Source organism: Priestia sp. HNGD-A6, from assembly GCF_045784335.1.
Classification (GTDB): domain Bacteria; phylum Bacillota; class Bacilli; order Bacillales; family Bacillaceae_H; genus Priestia; species Priestia zanthoxyli.
This window is the reverse complement of record NZ_CP138621.1, coordinates 1,401,489-1,418,816: the sequence shown is the minus strand read 5'-3', so window position 1 is coordinate 1,418,816 and position 17,328 is coordinate 1,401,489. Positions and strand designations below refer to the sequence as shown.

The 17,328-nt window shown below is 39.0% G+C and carries 19 protein-coding genes; 17 read left to right on the top strand and 2 right to left on the bottom strand.

Annotated elements, in window-relative coordinates; genetic code table 11:
• The first annotated feature begins 1 nt into the window (after position 1).
• A complete protein-coding gene (ctaF, locus tag SCI76_RS07240) occupies positions 2–334 on the top strand; it encodes a cytochrome c oxidase subunit IVB (protein ID WP_014460982.1) in 333 nt (110 codons plus the stop codon).
• Between the two features lie 57 nt (positions 335–391).
• Positions 392–1,330 carry a cytochrome c oxidase assembly factor CtaG gene (gene ctaG / locus SCI76_RS07235; protein ID WP_028414094.1) on the top strand — a complete coding sequence of 313 codons (939 nt, stop codon included), beginning with the start codon at positions 392–394 and terminating at the stop codon, positions 1,328–1,330.
• 36 nt (positions 1,331–1,366) lie between these two features.
• On the opposite strand, the gene SCI76_RS07230 is transcribed toward ctaG, so the two are convergent.
• Positions 1,367–1,726 carry a YugN family protein gene (locus SCI76_RS07230; protein ID WP_013056084.1) on the bottom strand — a complete coding sequence of 120 codons (360 nt, stop codon included), beginning with the start codon at positions 1,724–1,726 and terminating at the stop codon, positions 1,367–1,369.
• Between the two features lie 185 nt (positions 1,727–1,911).
• On the opposite strand from SCI76_RS07230, the gene SCI76_RS07225 reads away from it, so the two are divergent.
• The 4 genes from SCI76_RS07225 (at position 1,912) to SCI76_RS07210 (ending at position 5,141) form a co-directional block, all read left to right on the top strand.
• Positions 1,912–2,331 (top strand): CBS domain-containing protein, encoded by a 420-nt coding sequence (locus SCI76_RS07225; RefSeq protein ID WP_028414093.1) that lies wholly within the window; start codon positions 1,912–1,914, stop codon positions 2,329–2,331.
• Positions 2,332–2,521: 190 nt separating this feature from the next.
• Positions 2,522–3,538: a CAP domain-containing protein gene (locus SCI76_RS07220; protein WP_168760475.1), complete on the top strand. Its 1,017-nt coding sequence runs from the start codon at positions 2,522–2,524 to the stop codon at positions 3,536–3,538.
• Between the two features lie 84 nt (positions 3,539–3,622).
• A complete protein-coding gene (locus tag SCI76_RS07215; protein ID WP_028414091.1) occupies positions 3,623–4,399 on the top strand; it encodes a sporulation protein YpjB in 777 nt (258 codons plus the stop codon).
• Between the two features lie 64 nt (positions 4,400–4,463).
• Positions 4,464–5,141 (top strand): zinc metallopeptidase, encoded by a 678-nt coding sequence (locus SCI76_RS07210; protein ID WP_013056088.1) that lies wholly within the window; start codon positions 4,464–4,466, stop codon positions 5,139–5,141.
• Between the two features lie 29 nt (positions 5,142–5,170).
• Here SCI76_RS07210 and SCI76_RS07205 read toward each other — a convergent pair whose 3' ends face one another.
• A complete protein-coding gene (locus SCI76_RS07205; RefSeq protein ID WP_028414090.1) occupies positions 5,171–6,037 on the bottom strand; it encodes a YitT family protein in 867 nt (288 codons plus the stop codon).
• A gap of 312 nt (positions 6,038–6,349) precedes the next feature.
• Between SCI76_RS07205 and SCI76_RS07200 the strand changes: the two genes are divergently transcribed.
• From SCI76_RS07200 to dinG, 11 genes are all read left to right on the top strand, one after another.
• The gene (locus tag SCI76_RS07200) at positions 6,350–6,679 is read left to right on the top strand and encodes a nucleotide pyrophosphohydrolase (RefSeq protein ID WP_013056090.1); all 330 of its coding nucleotides are present in this window, start codon (positions 6,350–6,352) and stop codon (positions 6,677–6,679) included.
• Positions 6,680–6,692: 13 nt separating this feature from the next.
• Positions 6,693–7,493 carry a 4-hydroxy-tetrahydrodipicolinate reductase gene (gene dapB, locus SCI76_RS07195; protein ID WP_013056091.1) on the top strand — a complete coding sequence of 267 codons (801 nt, stop codon included), beginning with the start codon at positions 6,693–6,695 and terminating at the stop codon, positions 7,491–7,493.
• A 12-nt stretch (positions 7,494–7,505) separates the two neighbouring features.
• Positions 7,506–7,904, top strand: coding sequence for a methylglyoxal synthase (gene mgsA, locus SCI76_RS07190; RefSeq protein ID WP_033578417.1), 399 nt, complete (start codon positions 7,506–7,508; stop codon positions 7,902–7,904).
• Positions 7,905–7,914: 10 nt separating this feature from the next.
• Complete coding sequence (bshB1, locus tag SCI76_RS07185) at positions 7,915–8,625, top strand: bacillithiol biosynthesis deacetylase BshB1 (RefSeq protein ID WP_028414088.1); 711 nt, start codon at positions 7,915–7,917, stop codon at positions 8,623–8,625.
• Positions 8,626–9,753, top strand: a complete 1,128-nt coding sequence (gene bshA, locus SCI76_RS07180; protein WP_048020008.1) for an N-acetyl-alpha-D-glucosaminyl L-malate synthase BshA — start codon at positions 8,626–8,628, stop codon at positions 9,751–9,753. It abuts the gene before it with no gap.
• Positions 9,754–9,768: 15 nt separating this feature from the next.
• Entirely contained in the window at positions 9,769–10,962 is a 1,194-nt protein-coding gene (locus SCI76_RS07175) for a CCA tRNA nucleotidyltransferase (RefSeq protein WP_033578418.1), read from the top strand.
• On the top strand, positions 10,947–11,936 hold the full coding sequence (locus SCI76_RS07170; protein WP_013056096.1) for a bifunctional biotin--[acetyl-CoA-carboxylase] synthetase/biotin operon repressor: 990 nt from the start codon (positions 10,947–10,949) through the stop codon (positions 11,934–11,936). Before SCI76_RS07175 ends, SCI76_RS07170 begins: the two co-directional genes overlap by 16 nt.
• Before the next feature lie 273 nt (positions 11,937–12,209).
• Complete coding sequence (gene panB / locus SCI76_RS07165; protein ID WP_047751378.1) at positions 12,210–13,043, top strand: 3-methyl-2-oxobutanoate hydroxymethyltransferase; 834 nt, start codon at positions 12,210–12,212, stop codon at positions 13,041–13,043.
• A gap of 1 nt (position 13,044) precedes the next feature.
• On the top strand, positions 13,045–13,902 hold the full coding sequence (gene panC / locus SCI76_RS07160; RefSeq protein WP_328179948.1) for a pantoate--beta-alanine ligase: 858 nt from the start codon (positions 13,045–13,047) through the stop codon (positions 13,900–13,902).
• On the top strand, positions 13,903–14,286 hold the full coding sequence (gene panD / locus SCI76_RS07155) for an aspartate 1-decarboxylase (protein WP_028407965.1): 384 nt from the start codon (positions 13,903–13,905) through the stop codon (positions 14,284–14,286). It begins immediately after the preceding gene.
• A gap of 202 nt (positions 14,287–14,488) precedes the next feature.
• Positions 14,489–17,290: an ATP-dependent DNA helicase DinG gene (gene dinG / locus SCI76_RS07150; protein ID WP_048020005.1), complete on the top strand. Its 2,802-nt coding sequence runs from the start codon at positions 14,489–14,491 to the stop codon at positions 17,288–17,290.
• Positions 17,291–17,328 lie beyond the last annotated feature (38 nt).

Here is a 17,328-nt window from a genome sequence, read left to right as displayed (position 1 = left end):
GATGACGACAAATCAATCAAACTCAGATAACCCAAGGCTCAATTTAGAATATCGTAAAAAAAGAAACGCAGAAGATATGAAGATGCAAGTTATCTCTTTTGCAATGATGTTGTTTTTAACACTAATTGCTTTTTTTGCGGTTTATCAAGAGTTTAGCGGATGGTACATTATGCCGGTGATTGTGCTCTTGGCGGTTGTTCAAGTCATCTTTCAACTTTATTATTTCATGCATATGAACCACAAAGGACATACCATACCAGCATTTTTCTTGTATTCAGGCGTATTGGTAGCTCTTTTAACCATTTTAGCTTTTGTAACCATTATTTGGTGGTAAAGAAAAGGGCTGGCATGCGCCAGTCCTTTTCATCATCTGTAGAAGGAGGAATAGACGTTGATTAACAATTTGCAGATGTTTGGTTTTGAAGCACTTTGGAGTCCTTACTATTTTTTAACCATTTGTCTGGTGACCGTCTTATATTTTTTCATCGTTGGTAGATGGAGAGGGAATTTTATAGGAGCGGCGGCCGTAGACAGAAAAACAAAAGCGTATTTTGTTATCAGCATGGTTCTTTTGTATATATGTAAAGGAGGACCTGTAGATTTACTAGGGCACTTTATGTTTAGTGCTCATATGACGCAAATGGCAATTGTTTACTTGGTGATTCCCCCGCTTTTTATTTTAGGAATTCCACCGTGGTTAGCTCGTTCTGTTATTTATGTAAGAGGGGTTAAACCTGTTTTTAAATTTTTTACAAAGCCCTTAATTGCTTTACTATTATTCAATGGGTTATTTTCTTTGTATCATATTCCGCTGCTTTTTGATGTTATTAAAACGGATATGACGCTTCACGGAATCGTGAGTGTTGTATTATTTATCGCTGCATTTTGTATGTGGTGGCCACTCATTAATCAGCTAGAAGAAGAACAAACGCTAAGTTCTTTAAAAAAGCTTGGATACATTTTTGCAGATGGCGTACTTCTTACTCCAGCGTGCGCGCTGATTATTTTTGCAAACCATTCTTTGTATGCGACGTATACAGATTCAAGCGCTTGGGTACAAGCTCTTTCCCTTTGTGTACCGCCTTCTATGATTGCAAGTTTAGGGCAGCTTGCTCCTGAGATGTTTAATACGCTGCCTCCCGTGGAAGACCAGCAGCTAGGCGGCGTTATTATGAAGATCATTCAAGAAATTGTGTATGGAACGGTTTTAGGCTTTATTTTTTTTCAGTGGGCTCGAAAAGAACGAGAGAAAGATACGTACATGCCTGATTTTACTGAACCTCAAGATATAAAACCAAAGGAATTTCCGTCTACTCCTCCTTTGAATTAAAAAAAGCGCAGTCTGATTACTGCGCTTTTTCTAATTCTATAGCTGAACGGTCTCAAGCTGTGATTTGATTTGTGTTAATATCTTTTCACACTGTTCTACAAGGGATGGCGGGAAATATTCTCCGTCTCCATATTCTACACCGTGAGGATAATAATGTTTGCCTAATAGAGGTGTCATAAGGTGAATAACAGCATGCCTGCCCCCTACATCGCCTGAAATAGCATGTCCTTGGACTCGCAAATAGAAGGTATCTCGCTGAAACTCGAATTTTCGATCGTACGTGACGCGTTCATAATCCCATTGTCCGGCGCGGACCAGGCCAAATTGATGCATAATCTCATCTAATAAATCTAAATCTACCTTTAATGAATCAAACTTTGCATATTCAAATTTCATATGAACTCCCTCCCAAAACAGATATACCCCAACTAAATCATAAGCTGAATGGATAAAACTTGCAATATCTAATAAGGAAAAATGTAAACGTTATCTATTTTTATTTAAACGTTTTAAATGCGAAAGTTTACTAAAAAGTTGGTCACACTATAAAGCGAACACACTATGTAAAGGAGGATAAAACAATGAAAACTGTACAAGAGGTAATGACAGCTGATACGGAAACATGCACCACGCTCGATAACGTATATGAAGTGGCAGTGAAAATGAAGGAATGGAATGTAGGCGCAATTCCAATTGTCGATAGAGATCAGTTAGTAGGAATGATTACAGATCGAGACTTAGTTATAAAAGGCATTGCAGAAAAGAAGCCAAATTCAAGTAAAGTAACGGATGTTATGAGTGAAGAGCTTATAACTATTACAGCGGAAGCCTCTGTAGAAGAAGCTTCTAAGCTTATGGCTCAACATCAAATCCGTCGTCTTCCTGTTGTGGAAAATCAAAAGCTAGTCGGGATTGTTTCGCTAGGTGATTTATCAACGTTTCGCTATGCAAATGAACGTGCAGGAGAAGCGCTCTCAGACATTTCAGAACATACGCATTAAAAAGCGAAAGCCAACTGTTTGCAAAATATTCGTAAATAGTTGGCTTTTTCTTTTGTTTCCTTCATACCGATAGCTATTTTTTTTTGAATGCATGTATAATAGAGATAAAAATAAGTTAAACAGGTAAAGAAAACAGGTGTAAGGAGAGGAAGAAAAGCTGAAAAAAGTTATTTTTATTCTCGTATTAATAGTGGCATTTATATACGCGGAGGATTATTTACCTCAGCTAGAAAAATATCTAACGGGTCAAAATATTGAGCAAAACCAAACGGATTCCAAAAGTCAGCCCACCCAAGAAGTGGCTTCTTATGAAAAACAAAGTGAAAATATGATGAGGCTCATTGGAGATCATTCAGAACAGTTAATTGGAATGCTTGGAGAGCCGGATCGTATTGATTCTTCTGCATATGGCTATGACTGGTGGATTTACAAAAAGAATCGTCAAACATATGCGCAGGTAGGAGTAGAAAATAATCAAGTTGTATCCGTATACGTCATTGGTTCAAAAACAAATACAGATCCTTTTGAGATTGGTGAGAAGCGAGAAGAAGTGGAAAAAAGAGTTTCACTTTCATCCGAACTCACGCTTCAAAAAGACGGAAATGAATACCGATTTCGTCTGAGTGAAGAGGATATGAAAATGCGTCCCATTATTAAATATGGAGATGTATACGTCCAACTATATTTTGATCAGTTCCTTAATACAATCTCAAGTATTCGAATTATGGATATGGACACGCTATTAAAACAGCGTCCGTACGAAATTGTTTATCGCGGCGAGCTTCCAACAGCTCCGTCATTGACAGCAGAGGAGTGGAAAAGTGTCCAAGAAGGAGAAGAGCAGCAAATTATCGATATTACAAATGTAATTCGAGACCGTTTTCAGCTGTCACCTTTAGCTTGGGACGAAGCCACTGCCGGAGTAGCTTATTTACACAGCAAAGAAATGAGTGACTTAAACTATTTCTCTCACGTTTCACCAGCACAAGGTGATTTAGGCAACCGTCTGCAAAAAGGTGATGTAGTATACCGTATCGCGGGCGAAAATATTGCCTCGAATTATCAGGATGGAATCGCTGCGGTTGAAGGGTGGCTTAATAGTGAGGGACATCGTAAGGCTTTACTCAATAAAGAGTTTACGCGTCTTGGTGTAGGTGTATATGAGAAGTATTATACGCAAAACTTTATCACTCCGATGAATGAATAGTAAGATTAAAACTTCCTTTTGAAAATAGGTCTACTCTTGTCCTCTTTCTCATAAGTTTTAGTAGAGGTTAGAGGAGGGACGAGAATGAAAGGAAGAATAGTAGGAATATTGCTCGTACTTTTCTTTGCATATACGACTACTGTACATGCAGCTGAAGGGCAGTGGGAAAAGCTTGATAACTTATCTGATCAAACGCTATCGCTTGTAGAGCAAAAGGAGTATAAAGCAGCCCAACATTTGTTCAGAAATTTTTCGAATGAATTTACCAGTCTCAATACAGCTTCTTTGGGCGTATCGGCCGAAGATATACGTATTTTAACTCTTTGTTATGAACAGGTAGAAAGGTCTCTTTTATCTTCTGACTCCAGTGATGAAGAACGTCTTCAAAAAGCTACTCAATTTCGATTATTAGTCGATGCGCTGCACAGCAAGCATCAGCCTATGTGGACTGAACTCGAAGGCAGTATGCTAGCAACATTTAAAGAGATGCGAAATGAAGCAGTAAAAGGACAACAGGCGGCTTATGAAGCGCAGCTTAAGCAATTTTTAAAGGAATATGATATGATCTTACCGAGCGCGCAGGTAGACGTGTCGTCTCCCTACGTACAGCGTGTGAGCGCAGACGTTCACTTTTTACAAAGTGAAGGAACGCTAAGTGAGATTAACGATGACCAGTTCAACCAAATGGAACAAAATTTAAAAGATTTTTTTGAACAAGTAAAAGAAAATCGTACGGACCCGTCTTTTATTTGGGTTACAATTACCACCGGAAGTATTATTATTGCTACACTTTTTTATGTAGGAGCGCGAAAGTATTTCGCTGACCAGAAAAGAAAGTCAGCCAGAGGGCGTAATGATTGACGTAAAAGCGCAGAATTGTCTAAAATAAAAGAGTAGTCAAACACATAATGAAAGGTGTGGGTAAATGAGCTTTTTGATTTATTTTCTCATTATTATCCTTGTGCCAATTTGGGCACAGTTTAAGGTGAGAAGTGCTTACAAAAAATATTCACAAGTAAGCAACTCATCAGGAATGACAGGCGCAGAAGTAGCAAGAAAAATTTTGGATGAAAACGGATTGTACAACGTTCACGTAGAGCCTGTAGGCGGATTTTTATCCGATCACTACGATCCTCGCTCAAAAGTCATTCGTTTGTCAGAAGACAACTATTACGGAACGTCTGTCGCAGGCGCTGCCGTTGCGGCTCACGAAGTGGGACACGCGATTCAAGACAAAGAAAACTATTCGTTTTTACGCCTTCGCCACTCGCTTGTGCCGGTGGCAAGCCTTGGATCAAACGCTTCTTGGATTTTAATTATGATTGGAATTATCGCGTCGATTAAGCCGTTGCTATTGTTAGGTATTATCTTCATGGCAGCAGCGGTCGTATTCCAAGTTGTAACACTGCCTGTTGAATTTAACGCTTCAAGCCGAGCGATGACGCAAATCGTCTCAGTCGGAGCGATTCGAAATGACGAAGAGCGGGAGACGCGCAAAGTGCTTAACGCAGCGGCTTTAACATACGTAGCAGCCGCAGCAGTAGCAGTTCTTGAATTGGTTCGTTTAATCATGATTTATACAGGAATGAATAACGACGACTAATAAAAAAATACCGCATTAGCGGTATTTTTTTATCTTTCAAGCGGTTTTTTATTTTCATCAAGGGTAAATCCTTCACCTAAGACATCATGAACATCCGTAACTGCAACGAAGGCGTGTGGATCTACAGAAGTAATAACTTGCTTTAAACGGAAAATTTCATTTTTACTAACAACGCAGTATAGCACGTTGGTATCTTGCTTAGAAAAAGAACCCTGTCCTTTTAAAATCGTCACGCCTCGATCCATTTCTTTCATAATTTTATCCGATATGGCTTCGTTATGATTCGAAATGATGGTTGCGCCTTTGGCCGCATACGCACCGTCTTGCATAAAGTCAATAACCCGTGCAGCGACAAAGACTGCAACAAGTGTGTACATAGCTTCTCGGTAGGATAAATAAATGAGAGACGCACTAATTACAATAAAGTCAAAAAGAAACATCGTTTTCCCCATATTCCACCCGATATATTTTTGAACAACACGGGCAATGATATCGACTCCTCCTGTTGTTCCTCCAAACCTGAAAATAATGCCAAGACCCACTCCAATAAAAACACCGGCAAAAAGAGCTGCTAGAGTCATATCGTGGCGCAGGGGCATATTCACCGGAAAGCGCTGGAATATCCATAAAAATAGCGATAAGCTAACAACTCCGAGCATGGTATAAATAAATGCTGTTCTCCCTAATAGTTTCCACCCTACAAAAAACAAAGGAATATTTAACACTAAGTTAGAATAAGAGGGATCAATGTTAAATAAGAAAAATAAAAGCAGGGTAATGCCTGTGAATCCACCTTCAGCTAAATTGTTTTGCATGTTAAAATTAACAAGTCCAAACGCAAATATAGCAGAACCAAGCAGTATAAAAATAATATTTTTTAATCTGAGACCTTTCATACTTACAAACCTCCTATGACCGTTTTTGCACTACCTTATCATAAAGGAATATATTTCATTTCGTAAATAACTATCGAAAAGATTTTTGAAAATAGTAAAAAGTGATGATGTTTCTTCTAGTGCTATGTATTAGTAGTATCCTCAATTCGTAAAATATAGACAGATTTTTGAGAATTAAGGGAAACGTGAGGAATATTGTGAAAGAGCATCTGACAAAGGCGTGGTAAGAAGAAGTAATTACACTAAATAATTTGAAGTAAAGATGTTATAATAGTAAGCTGAGTGTACTTCTAAAAGAGGTGGAATAAAAAGATGTCAAAAAAAACGATGGAGCAAATGCAGCAAGAAGTTGATGCATATATTAGCCAATTTAAAGAAGGATATTTTAGTCCTCTTGCTATGCTTGCGAGAATGTCGGAAGAAGTGGGCGAATTATCGCGCGAAATTAACCACTATTATGGTGAAAAGCCGAAGAAAACGACTGAAGCAGAACGTACGGTCGAAGAAGAAATGGGCGACATTTTATTTGTATTAATTTGCTTTGCAAATTCATTAAATATTGATTTACAAGAAGCGCATGATCGCGTTATGAATAAATTTAATACGCGTGACAAAGATCGCTGGACGAAAAAAGAAGACTAAGGAGAGAAAAAGAATGGACAAAATTCGAATTGTACTTGCAGGACCAAGAGGTCGTATGGGAAAAGAAGCTGTATTATTAATAGAAGAAACAGAGCATTTTGAATTAGTAGCAGCGGTGGATCGTATCAATGAAGGAAAATACATAAGTGATATTGAAGGAATGCCAAATGTACAAGCGCCGATCTACACGGATATTGAAAAATGTTTTCAAGACGTTAAGGCAGATGTTTTAGTTGATTTGACAACACCTGAAATTGGACGCGTTCATACTAAAACAGCTTTAACATATGGAGTACGACCTGTTGTAGGAACAACTGGCTTTTCAGAAGAAGATTTAAAAGAATTAAAGCAGCTTGCTGAAGAGAAGGAACTTGGCTGTATCATTGCACCTAATTTTGCAATTGGCGCTATTTTAATGATGAAGTTTTCACAAATGGCAGCTAAATACTTTGATGATGTAGAAATCATTGAAATGCATCATGATCAAAAGTTAGATGCACCATCAGGAACAGGCTTAAAAACAGCGGAGCTGATCAGTGAAGTTCGTGAAGCAAAAAAACAGGGCCACCCTGAGGAAAAAGAATTACTAGAGGGCGCACGCGGTGCAGATTATGAAGGAATCCGCCTACATAGCGTACGTTTGCCAGGACTGATTGCTCACCAAGAAGTGATGTTCGGAGGATTTGGACAAACGTTAAAAATTCGTCATGATTCATACAACCGCGCTTCTTTTATGTCAGGTGTGAAGCTAGCTGTTGACACAGTTATGAACGTAGACACACTTGTATATGGGTTAGAAAATATTATTGACTAAGGAGCGAGAAAAATGAAAATCGCCTTAATTGCACATGATAAAAAGAAAAATGATATGGTACAATTCACAACAGCCTATCAAGCGATTTTACAGGAACATTCGCTGTTCGCAACAGGAACAACAGGAACGCGTATTTCAGAAGCAACAGGTTTGCAGGTTCACCGCTTTCAATCAGGACCGCTTGGAGGAGATCAGGAGATAGGAGCTTTAATTGCTCAAAATGAAATGGATATGGTTATTTTTTTCCGCGATCCGTTAACAGCTCAGCCTCATGAACCTGATATTTCAGCTCTGATGCGTCTATGTGACGTCTATGCGGTTCCTCTTGCAACGAATATGGGAACAGCAGAGATTTTAATTCATGGACTTGAACGAGGCGATTTGCATTGGCGTTCAATTATAAAAAAATAGGGTGAAGATAATGAAAGAAACAATAGATATCCTTGCCTTTGGTGCTCATGCCGATGATGTAGAAATCGGCATGGGTGGAACCATTGCAAGAATGAGTGAACAAGGTTTGAAGGTAGTTATTTGCGATTTGACGCAAGCTGAACTTTCTTCAAATGGAACGGTTGAAATTCGAAAACAAGAAGCGTCTAAAGCAGCTGAAGTCTTAGGTGTTCATGAGCGAATTCATCTGCATTTGCCAGACAGAGGTTTGTTTTTAAAGCCAGAATATATAGCTGAAATTGCATCAGTCATTCGCACGTATCAACCAAGGATTATATTTGCTCCTTATTTTGAAGATCGTCATCCTGATCATGGAAATTGTGCAAAGCTTGTAGAAGAGGCCATGTTTTCCGCTGGCGTTAAAAATTATATAGATGATAAGAAGCAAAAAGCTCATCGTGCGGAGTCTCTATATTTCTATATGATAAATGGATTTCATAAGCCAGATTTTATCGTAGATGTATCAAGCACGTTTCAAAAGAAAGTAGCTAGTCTAGAGGCTTATGAAAGTCAATTTATAAAAACAGCAGATACGTTTGATACGCCGCTCGTAAACGGATATATTGAAACGGTAGAGAGCAGAGAGCGATTATTTGGCAAAGAAGTCGGGATAGCTTACGGTGAAGGTTTTTTATCTAAAAAACCGATTTTGATGTACGACGATTTAGTAGGTGGAAAATAAATGAAGTTAAAAATTGGTATTACATGTTATGCTTCCGTTGGAGGTTCAGGAGTGGTAGCAACGGAGCTAGGGAAGCTGCTGGCTGAAAAGGGGCACGAAATTCATTTTATTTCCTCTAGCATGCCTTTTAGATTGACGAAAGTATATCCAAATATTTATTTTCACGAAGTAGATGTAAATCAATACTCCGTCTTTAAATACCCTCCGTATGATCTCGCTTTATCCAGTAAAATGGCTGAAGTGGCTAAAAGAGAAAAGCTTGATATTATTCATACGCACTATGCAATCCCCCATGCCGTTTGCGGGATTTTAGCTAAACAAATGGTAGAGCACGAAGTGAAAATTGTGACGACTCTTCATGGAACAGATATTACGGTTCTAGGAGAGGATCCATCGTTAAAAGACTTAATTAAATTTGGAATTGAGAAATCAGATGCAGTGACGGCTGTATCTCAGTCACTTGTTGATCAAACTCACCATTTAATTAGTCCAGATAAAGAAATTGAAACGATGTATAATTTTATTGATGAACGAGTTTATCATAAAAAAGAAGTTCAGTATTTAAAAGCGGAGTATGGCATATTAGAAAATGAAAAAGTCGTTATTCATATTTCAAACTTTCGTCAAGTCAAACGAGTTACAGATATAGTCAAAACATTTGCTATTATTAATGAAAGGCTTCAGTCTAAGCTGCTGCTTGTAGGAGACGGCCCTGAAATGACGGTTGTGTCTCAATTGGTAAAAGAGCTAAATCTTCAAGATTCTGTGTTATTTCTTGGGAAACAAGAAAATGTAGCAGAATTATATTCGATTAGCGATTTAAAACTGTTATTATCTGAAAAAGAAAGCTTTGGGCTTGTACTTTTAGAAGCTATGGCTTGTGGTGTTCCATGCATCGGAACAAATATAGGCGGAATTCCTGAAGTAATTGAACACGAAAAAACAGGATATATTTGCGAAGTTGGAGACGTCGAAGAGGCAGCGAGCAAAGCAATTCAGCTACTTGAAAATGAACAGCTGCATCACCAAATGAGGGAAGCGTCTCTAAGCGCAGTTAATCATAAATTTCATTCAACAGAGATTGTGAGTCAATATGAAAAACTTTATTATAAATTGGTACAGGGTTGAAGAATGGAGGACGTTATGAAAGAACCGTTCATTCATCCGCTTTATATTATTGAAAAACTGGAGACAGCCGGTTACGAAGCGTATTTTGTTGGAGGAGCGGTCCGGGATCTCATTTTAAATCGGACGATTGGAGATATTGATATCGCTACGTCAGCTAGGCCGGAACAAGTGATGGAACTCTTTCCTAAGACGATTCATGTAGGAATTGAGCATGGTACGGTTGTCGTTGTTCATGAGAACGAGACCTATGAGGTGACCACTTTTCGCTCTGAGGGAGAATATGATGATTTTCGTCGTCCCTCGTCCGTTACGTTTATTTCGTCTCTGATAGAAGATTTGCAGCGTCGCGATTTTACAATTAATGCAATGGCTATGAATGCAAAAGGAGAAATTATTGATCCATTTAATGGAAGGGAAGATTTACGAAACCAGTTAATTCGTACTGTCGGAAATGCTAAAGAACGCTTTCATGAAGATGCTCTTCGTATGATGAGAGCCGTTCGCTTTGTCAGTCAGCTGGCGTTTTCGCTGTCTGATCAAACTAAAAGAGCCATTCAGCAATACGGTGAACTACTGAGGCATGTTTCTATTGAACGCATTACAGTTGAATTCGAAAAAATGCTGAGCGGAAAGCGGCCGTCTTTAGCATTAGCACTTGTAGCAGATACGGAGCTGTATCGCTACTTGCCCGAATTGAATGTAGATCCGCAAAAATTCCGATCTGTTTGTGCACACGATTGGATGATGCTTCAGCGAGTATCGGAGTCATGGACACTTCTTGTACATCTGCTCGACATTCAAGACAAGCAGGCATTTTTTAAAAGCTGGAAATTATCTAATAAGCAAATTAAAGATATTCAGCTTCAGTCTATTGGTCTTCGGGACGTTTTGGAAAATGGATGGTCAAAACGCATCATGTATACAATTGGAGAGCAGGCCAGCGTGAGCGTGAATCGTATTTTACAACTTCTTCGAAGCAATGAGTATATGAATGAACATGAGCTTCTTTACATCTATAGCGAGCTGCCTATTCATTCTTTAAAAGATTTAGATATAAATGGTCAAGATCTTTTAGTATGGACAGGTAAAAAGGGTGGTCCATGGGTGTCTCAACTATTAAAAGAAATTGAGGAGAAAGTTCTATACAATGAGTTAATGAACACGAAATCTTCAATAAGAAAGTGGGTGCAGTCTTGCAGTCAGATATAAGAAGAACGCTGCTTGAAATGTTTACGAACGCAGATGGGGACTATGTGTCCGGCCAAAAAATCAGCGATTTATTAGGCTGTTCAAGAACAGCTGTATGGAAGCATATCGAAGAGCTGCGAAAAGACGGCTATGAACTTGAAGCTGTTCGTAAAAAAGGCTATCGCATTGTTGGGAAGCCGAACAAAGTAAGCAGCAACGAGCTTTTATTAGGGCTTCAAACAACAAAAATCGGCCAGTATATTCACTATGAGGAAAGCGTGCATTCTACTCAAAAAATTGCTCATCGAATTGCTCAAGAAGGAGCAAAAGAAGGAACGGTCGTAGTTGCTGAAGAGCAAACGGCAGGAAGAGGAAGACTTGATAGAGCGTGGTACTCCCCAAAATATACTGGTGCCTGGATGAGTATTATACTGCGTCCTTCTATCCCTCCGCAGCAGGCTCCTCAGCTGACTTTACTATCAGCAGTGGCTGTTGTACAGGCCATTCAAGAAGTGACGAACCTTTCTCCAGACATTAAATGGCCGAATGATGTTTTATTAAATGGGAAGAAGCTAGTTGGGATTTTAACGGAAATGCAGGCTGATTTTGACCGGATTCATTCGGTCATCATTGGAATCGGCATTAATGTGAATCAGCAGGAAACGGATTTTAATGAACAAATCAAACACATTGCCACATCTTTACGTATTGAAAAAGGTGAAGAAATTAATCGTGCCGCTTTGATGCAAGCGTTTTTCTTAAAGTTAGAAACCCTTTATGAAGAATACTTAAAAAATGGCTTTGGTTTAATTAAAGTTCTTTGGGAAACGTATGCAATCAGCATTGGAAAGCGAATTATAGCACGGACGATGACAGCCAACATTGAAGGCTTTGCAAAAGGTATAACAGATGAAGGCGTTTTATTGATTGAAGACGATGAAGGTGTTATACACCGAATTCATTCTGCAGATATTGAGCTCTCTGCTAAAAAATAGTAGAAAAATAAAGAAATTTTTATTATAATACGAGTATCAAGGTAGTATCGAAAGAACTTCACTTGATACTCGTTTGTTTATTTTTAATATGACAATAAATCTGCCTTGATCCATTAAGGACTAGGACAGAGGGATGACGCGTAGGTAAGCACATTAGGTAAAGTGTGCTTTTTATAGATGAAGTCTGTCAAAGTCCTTCTTCCTTTTATAGGTAGAAGGGCTTTTTTGTGTGCAGACGTGCGCTCATCTCCTCTGAGAAGGAGGAGAAAGTTAGTGAAAACAAAATTAGATTTTTTACGTATGAAACAAAACAATGAACCAATTGTGATGCTGACTGCGTACGATTATCCGTCAGCTAAGTACGCTGAAGAAGCAGGCGTAGACATGATTTTAGTAGGCGACTCTCTAGGAATGGTCGTTTTAGGATATGACTCTACGATTCCTGTAACGGTAGATGATATGATTCATCATACAAAAGCGGTTAAAAGAGGGGCTAGTGATACATTTATCGTCACCGACATGCCGTTTATGTCCTATCACGTGTCGAAAGAAGACACGATGAAAAATGCTGCTCGCATTATGCAGGAAAGCGGAGCTCATGCTTTAAAAGTAGAAGGTGCAAACGATGTTCTCTATACAATTTCAGAATTGACGCAAGCTGGTATTCCGGTTGTTGCACATCTCGGGTTAACACCTCAGTCTGTCGGTGTTCTGGGCGGTTATAAAGTGCAAGGGAAAGAAGCGAAAGAAGCCAAACAGCTAATCCAAGACGCAATCAAGTGTGAGCAGGCGGGAGCTATTGCTGTTGTATTGGAGTGTGTTCCTAAACAAGTAGCAAAACAAGTAGCTGAACGCTTAAGCATTCCAACAATCGGAATCGGAGCAGGAGCTGAGACGGATGGTCAAGTACTTGTATACCACGATGTATTAACGTACGGCGTAGAGCGTGTGCCCAAATTTGTTCAGTCATTTGCGAAAATAAATGAGCCTATTTTACAAGGGCTTTCTCAGTATGTAAGTGAAGTGAAAAAAAGAGAGTTTCCGAAAGAAGCACATACTTTTTCAATGAAAGAAGAGCAGTTAACGGCACTGTACGGAGGGAAATAAGATGAAAGTCATTACAACAATTAAAGACATGCAGCAGGAGATGAAAAAAGAAAAGCAGCTTGGACGTTCAATTGGATTTGTCCCGACGATGGGCTATTTGCATGAAGGTCATGCTACTCTGCTTGGAGCAGCTCACACAGAAAATGAAGTAGTGGCGCTAAGTATTTTTGTGAACCCGACTCAATTTGGACCAAATGAAGATTTTGATACGTATCCAAGAGATTTTGAACGCGATGAGCGCGTGGCAAAAGAAGCTAACGTCGACTATTTATTTTATCCTTCAGTAGAGGAAATGTATAAGTCAAGCCGTTCAGTTGCTATAACCGTGAGAGATCGTGTAGACGTATTGTGTGGACAGAAGCGTCCCGGTCATTTTGACGGAGTAGCCACGGTACTAACAAAGCTTTTTCACATTGTAACACCAGATCGTGCATACTTTGGTAAAAAAGATGCGCAGCAAGTTGCTGTAGTAGATGGTTTAATTGAAGATTTTAATTTCCCGGTGGAGCTTAGAGCAGTAGATACAGTGAGAGAAGCAGATGGATTAGCTAAAAGTTCTCGTAACGTATATTTAACAGATAAAGAAAGAGAAGAGGCACCTGTTTTATTTAAGAGTTTACAAAGCGCTCTGCAGCTTCTTGAAGGTGGAGAGAAGCAAGTAGAAATCATTAAAGGGACCATTCGAAAAGAAATTGAGCAACATACGAGCGGTAAAGTGGATTATATCGAGGTTTATACGTATCCAGAGCTAAAACCAATTAAGAACGCCGCTGGAAAAATCATTATCGCTTTAGCTGTTCAATTCTCTAAAGCTCGTTTAATTGATAATGTAATTGTAGACGTACAGGGGGATAACTAAATGTTTCGCACGATGATGAACGCTAAAATACACAGAGCTCATGTAACTGAAGCCAACTTAAATTATGTTGGCAGCATCACCATTGATGAAGATATTATCGACGCAGTAGGAATTGCAGCAAACGAAAAAGTCCAAATTGTAAACAATAATAACGGAGCTCGCTTGGAAACGTACGTGATTCCCGGCGAACGAGGGAGCGGCGTAGTTTGTTTAAATGGAGCTGCTGCAAGACTCGTGCAGCCTGGAGATATCGTCATCATTATCTCTTATGCGCTCGTAGCAAATGAAGAAGTAGCTCACCATCATCCAACCGTAGCGATTATGAATGAGCAGAATAAAATCCAACAATTGCTTAAACAAGAACCAGCTGGTACAATTCTATAAGAACAGTCCCCCTTTATGAGGGGGATTTTTATTTGAATACATACGCTAGTAAGTGAACGGTATAAACCTCTATACACACTAAAGTAAAACTTCTATGTATGAAAGCCTCTCTGTTTTTCACGAGAAGGAGTTGCGCTTTTAAAGCATATAGAGCAGGCTTTCACTTTATACTATAAAAAGACAGACTTGCGAGGTGTTGACCGTGAATAAACGCTTTGTTGTGGTAGATCTTGAAACGACGGGACATTCTCCAAAACAAGGAGATAAAATGATTCAATTTGCTGCTGTCATAGTAGAAGACGGCAAAATTGTTGAACGTTTTTCTAGTTTTTTAAATCCTGGTATGGATATTCCGCCTTTTATTACACAACTAACTAACATTCAAAATGATATGGTGAAAGATGCGCCTTTATTTGAAGAAATTTCACCTAAAATTATAGAATTGCTAGATGATGCTTATTTTGTTGCACATAATGTGGCATTTGATTTAACTTTTTTACAAGAAGAACTCTATCAGTGCGGGATGGAGACGCTTTATAATTCAACCGTGGATACCGTCGAACTGGCCCGGATTCTGTTGCCTACAGTTGATGGGTACAAACTTAGTCAATTAGCTGAGTATTTACATATTGAACATGAAAACCCTCATCAAGCAGATAGTGATGCAGAAGTAACGGCACGTATTTTACTTTTACTAATTGAAAAATTAAAGAAGCTCCCTTTAACAACCTTGAAGCAGCTATACGCGCTAAGCTTACACTTTAAAAGTGAAATTGGAGAACTGATTCAACAAGTTATAGATGATAAAAGTTATGCCGAGGATGATTCTTATGAATTTATACACGGCATTGCGCTAAACAAATATCAGCCGCATTCAGCTAATGAAAAGCAGCACTCTCATACTTACGAAATATTTGAAACTGAAAAGCAAAAGCTGTTCCATCAGGCTCTGCCATTGTTTGAAGAACGAAAAGGGCAGTGGGAGATGATGAACTTTGTACAAGAGTGCTTTGCAGGCAACGAGCATGCTTTAATTGAAGCGGGGACCGGTATTGGTAAAACCTACGCTTATTTAGTTCCTGCCGTGTTTTATGCTTCTGTTCATCACCACCCAGTCATTATCTCAACTAACACGGTAACGCTTCAGCAGCAAATCATCGAAAAAGATGTGCCCATTTTAGAAAAGATTGTGCCATTTCCTGTCACAGCAGCTGTTTTAAAAGGAAGAGAACATTACATTAGTATAAGAAAATTCATTCAGCTCTTAAAAGAGCGAAATAATAATTACGATGCGATCCTCACAAAAGCGAAGCTGCTTATTTGGCTGACGGAAACGGAAACGGGCGACAGCGATGAAATAAACCTGCCTTCTGGGGGCAAACTTTTTTGGGAACAGCTAAATGAAAGCAATCCGTCTCCAAGTGACTTTAAGCATCCTTGGAAACTTTATTCTTTTTATGAACGAGCGCAGAACAGAGCGCAAAATGCCCATATAGTAGTGACAAATCATCGCTTGCTGTTGATGGATGTGATGAGTAATCATGAGCTGCTGCCTGATTATAAACAGGTTATTATTGACGAGGCTCATCACTTAGAAGACATTGCCGGAGAAGAACTAGGAGAGCGCTTAGATTATTTTGCGGTTCATGCGCTATTAAACCGAATCGGAACCATTCAAGACAAAGGGCTGTTAAAAAAAGTTCATCATACGCTTGTAAAATATAGCATCGAGCTTAACACTGAACTTCTTCAAAATCTGTTTGTGCAGCTTCATTCTGAGTGCGATGACTTATTTCGTTTGATTCATTCTTTTGTTCAAAAAAGAACGGGCAATCAGCAGGGCGAGATTGGAAGAAGCAGCTATCGGTATAAAGTGGAAAAAGAGCATGGGCATTACTGGACGGCCATTCAAGAAGCAGCGTCGCGCATTCGTTTTTTAATTCACGATCTTTTTACATGGAATGATGGGGCAAGACATTCCTTTGACGATCTATATGACAAAGCCACAAAAAATGAACAGTCGTCTCTTCATGAATTTCAAACGGCTGTTAAAGGATTTGAGCATATATCTCAGCAAATAGAAAAGCTTTTGTTCAAACAGCAGAGCAATTACGTAACGTGGTTTGAAATTGAGCCAAAAGGAGCAGCAAATGCTACGTATATCTATAGTCAGCCTACTTCCATTGCCGATACGGTGGCTGATGAATTTTTCGCTAAGAAACAAAGCGTTATTTTAACATCGGCTACATTGACGGTGAATGGAACATTTGATTATTTAATTCAAGAGCTAGGGTTATATGACTTTCAGCCTGCTCAACTCATTCTTCCTTCCGAGTTTGATTACGAGAAGCAAGCTAGAGTCTATATTCCTCAGGATATGCCTGCTGTTAACGAAGTATCATTATATGAGTATAGCGCTATGATGGCAGAAAGTATTCTTGACGTAGCCAAAGTAACAAATGGCCGTATGCTGGTGCTTTTTACTTCATATGACATGTTGAAAGCTACATATGGTTATTTGAAAGAGTTAAACGATCTTGAAGAGTTTGTACTGCTTGGTCAAGGAGTCACAACTAGAAATCGCAATAGACTGTTAAAAGACTTCAGTCAATTTGAGCATTCCATTCTTTTGGGTACAAACAGTCTGTGGGAAGGAATTGATTTGCCAGGAGATTTATTATCATGTCTCGTAATAGTCAGACTTCCTTTTTCATCTCCAAATCAACCTCTGTTGACAGCTAAATTTGAGCAGATGAAAAAAGAAGGGAAAAGTCCCTTTATGAATTATTCACTTCCTCAAGCCGTTATCCGTTTTAAACAAGGATTTGGACGGTTGATTCGTTCAAAAAGTGACCGGGGAGCTATATTTATTTTTGATAATCGTATTACGCGAACAGCATATGGATACCATTTCCTTCACTCGCTTCCAAAAGTCCAGGTTGTTCAAAAAACGTTTTCAAATATCTTACTGGACTACAAAGAATGGTGGAATGAAAAGACTTGAGCATAGCTTAAGTCTTTTTTTATGCATACTGTTTCTTC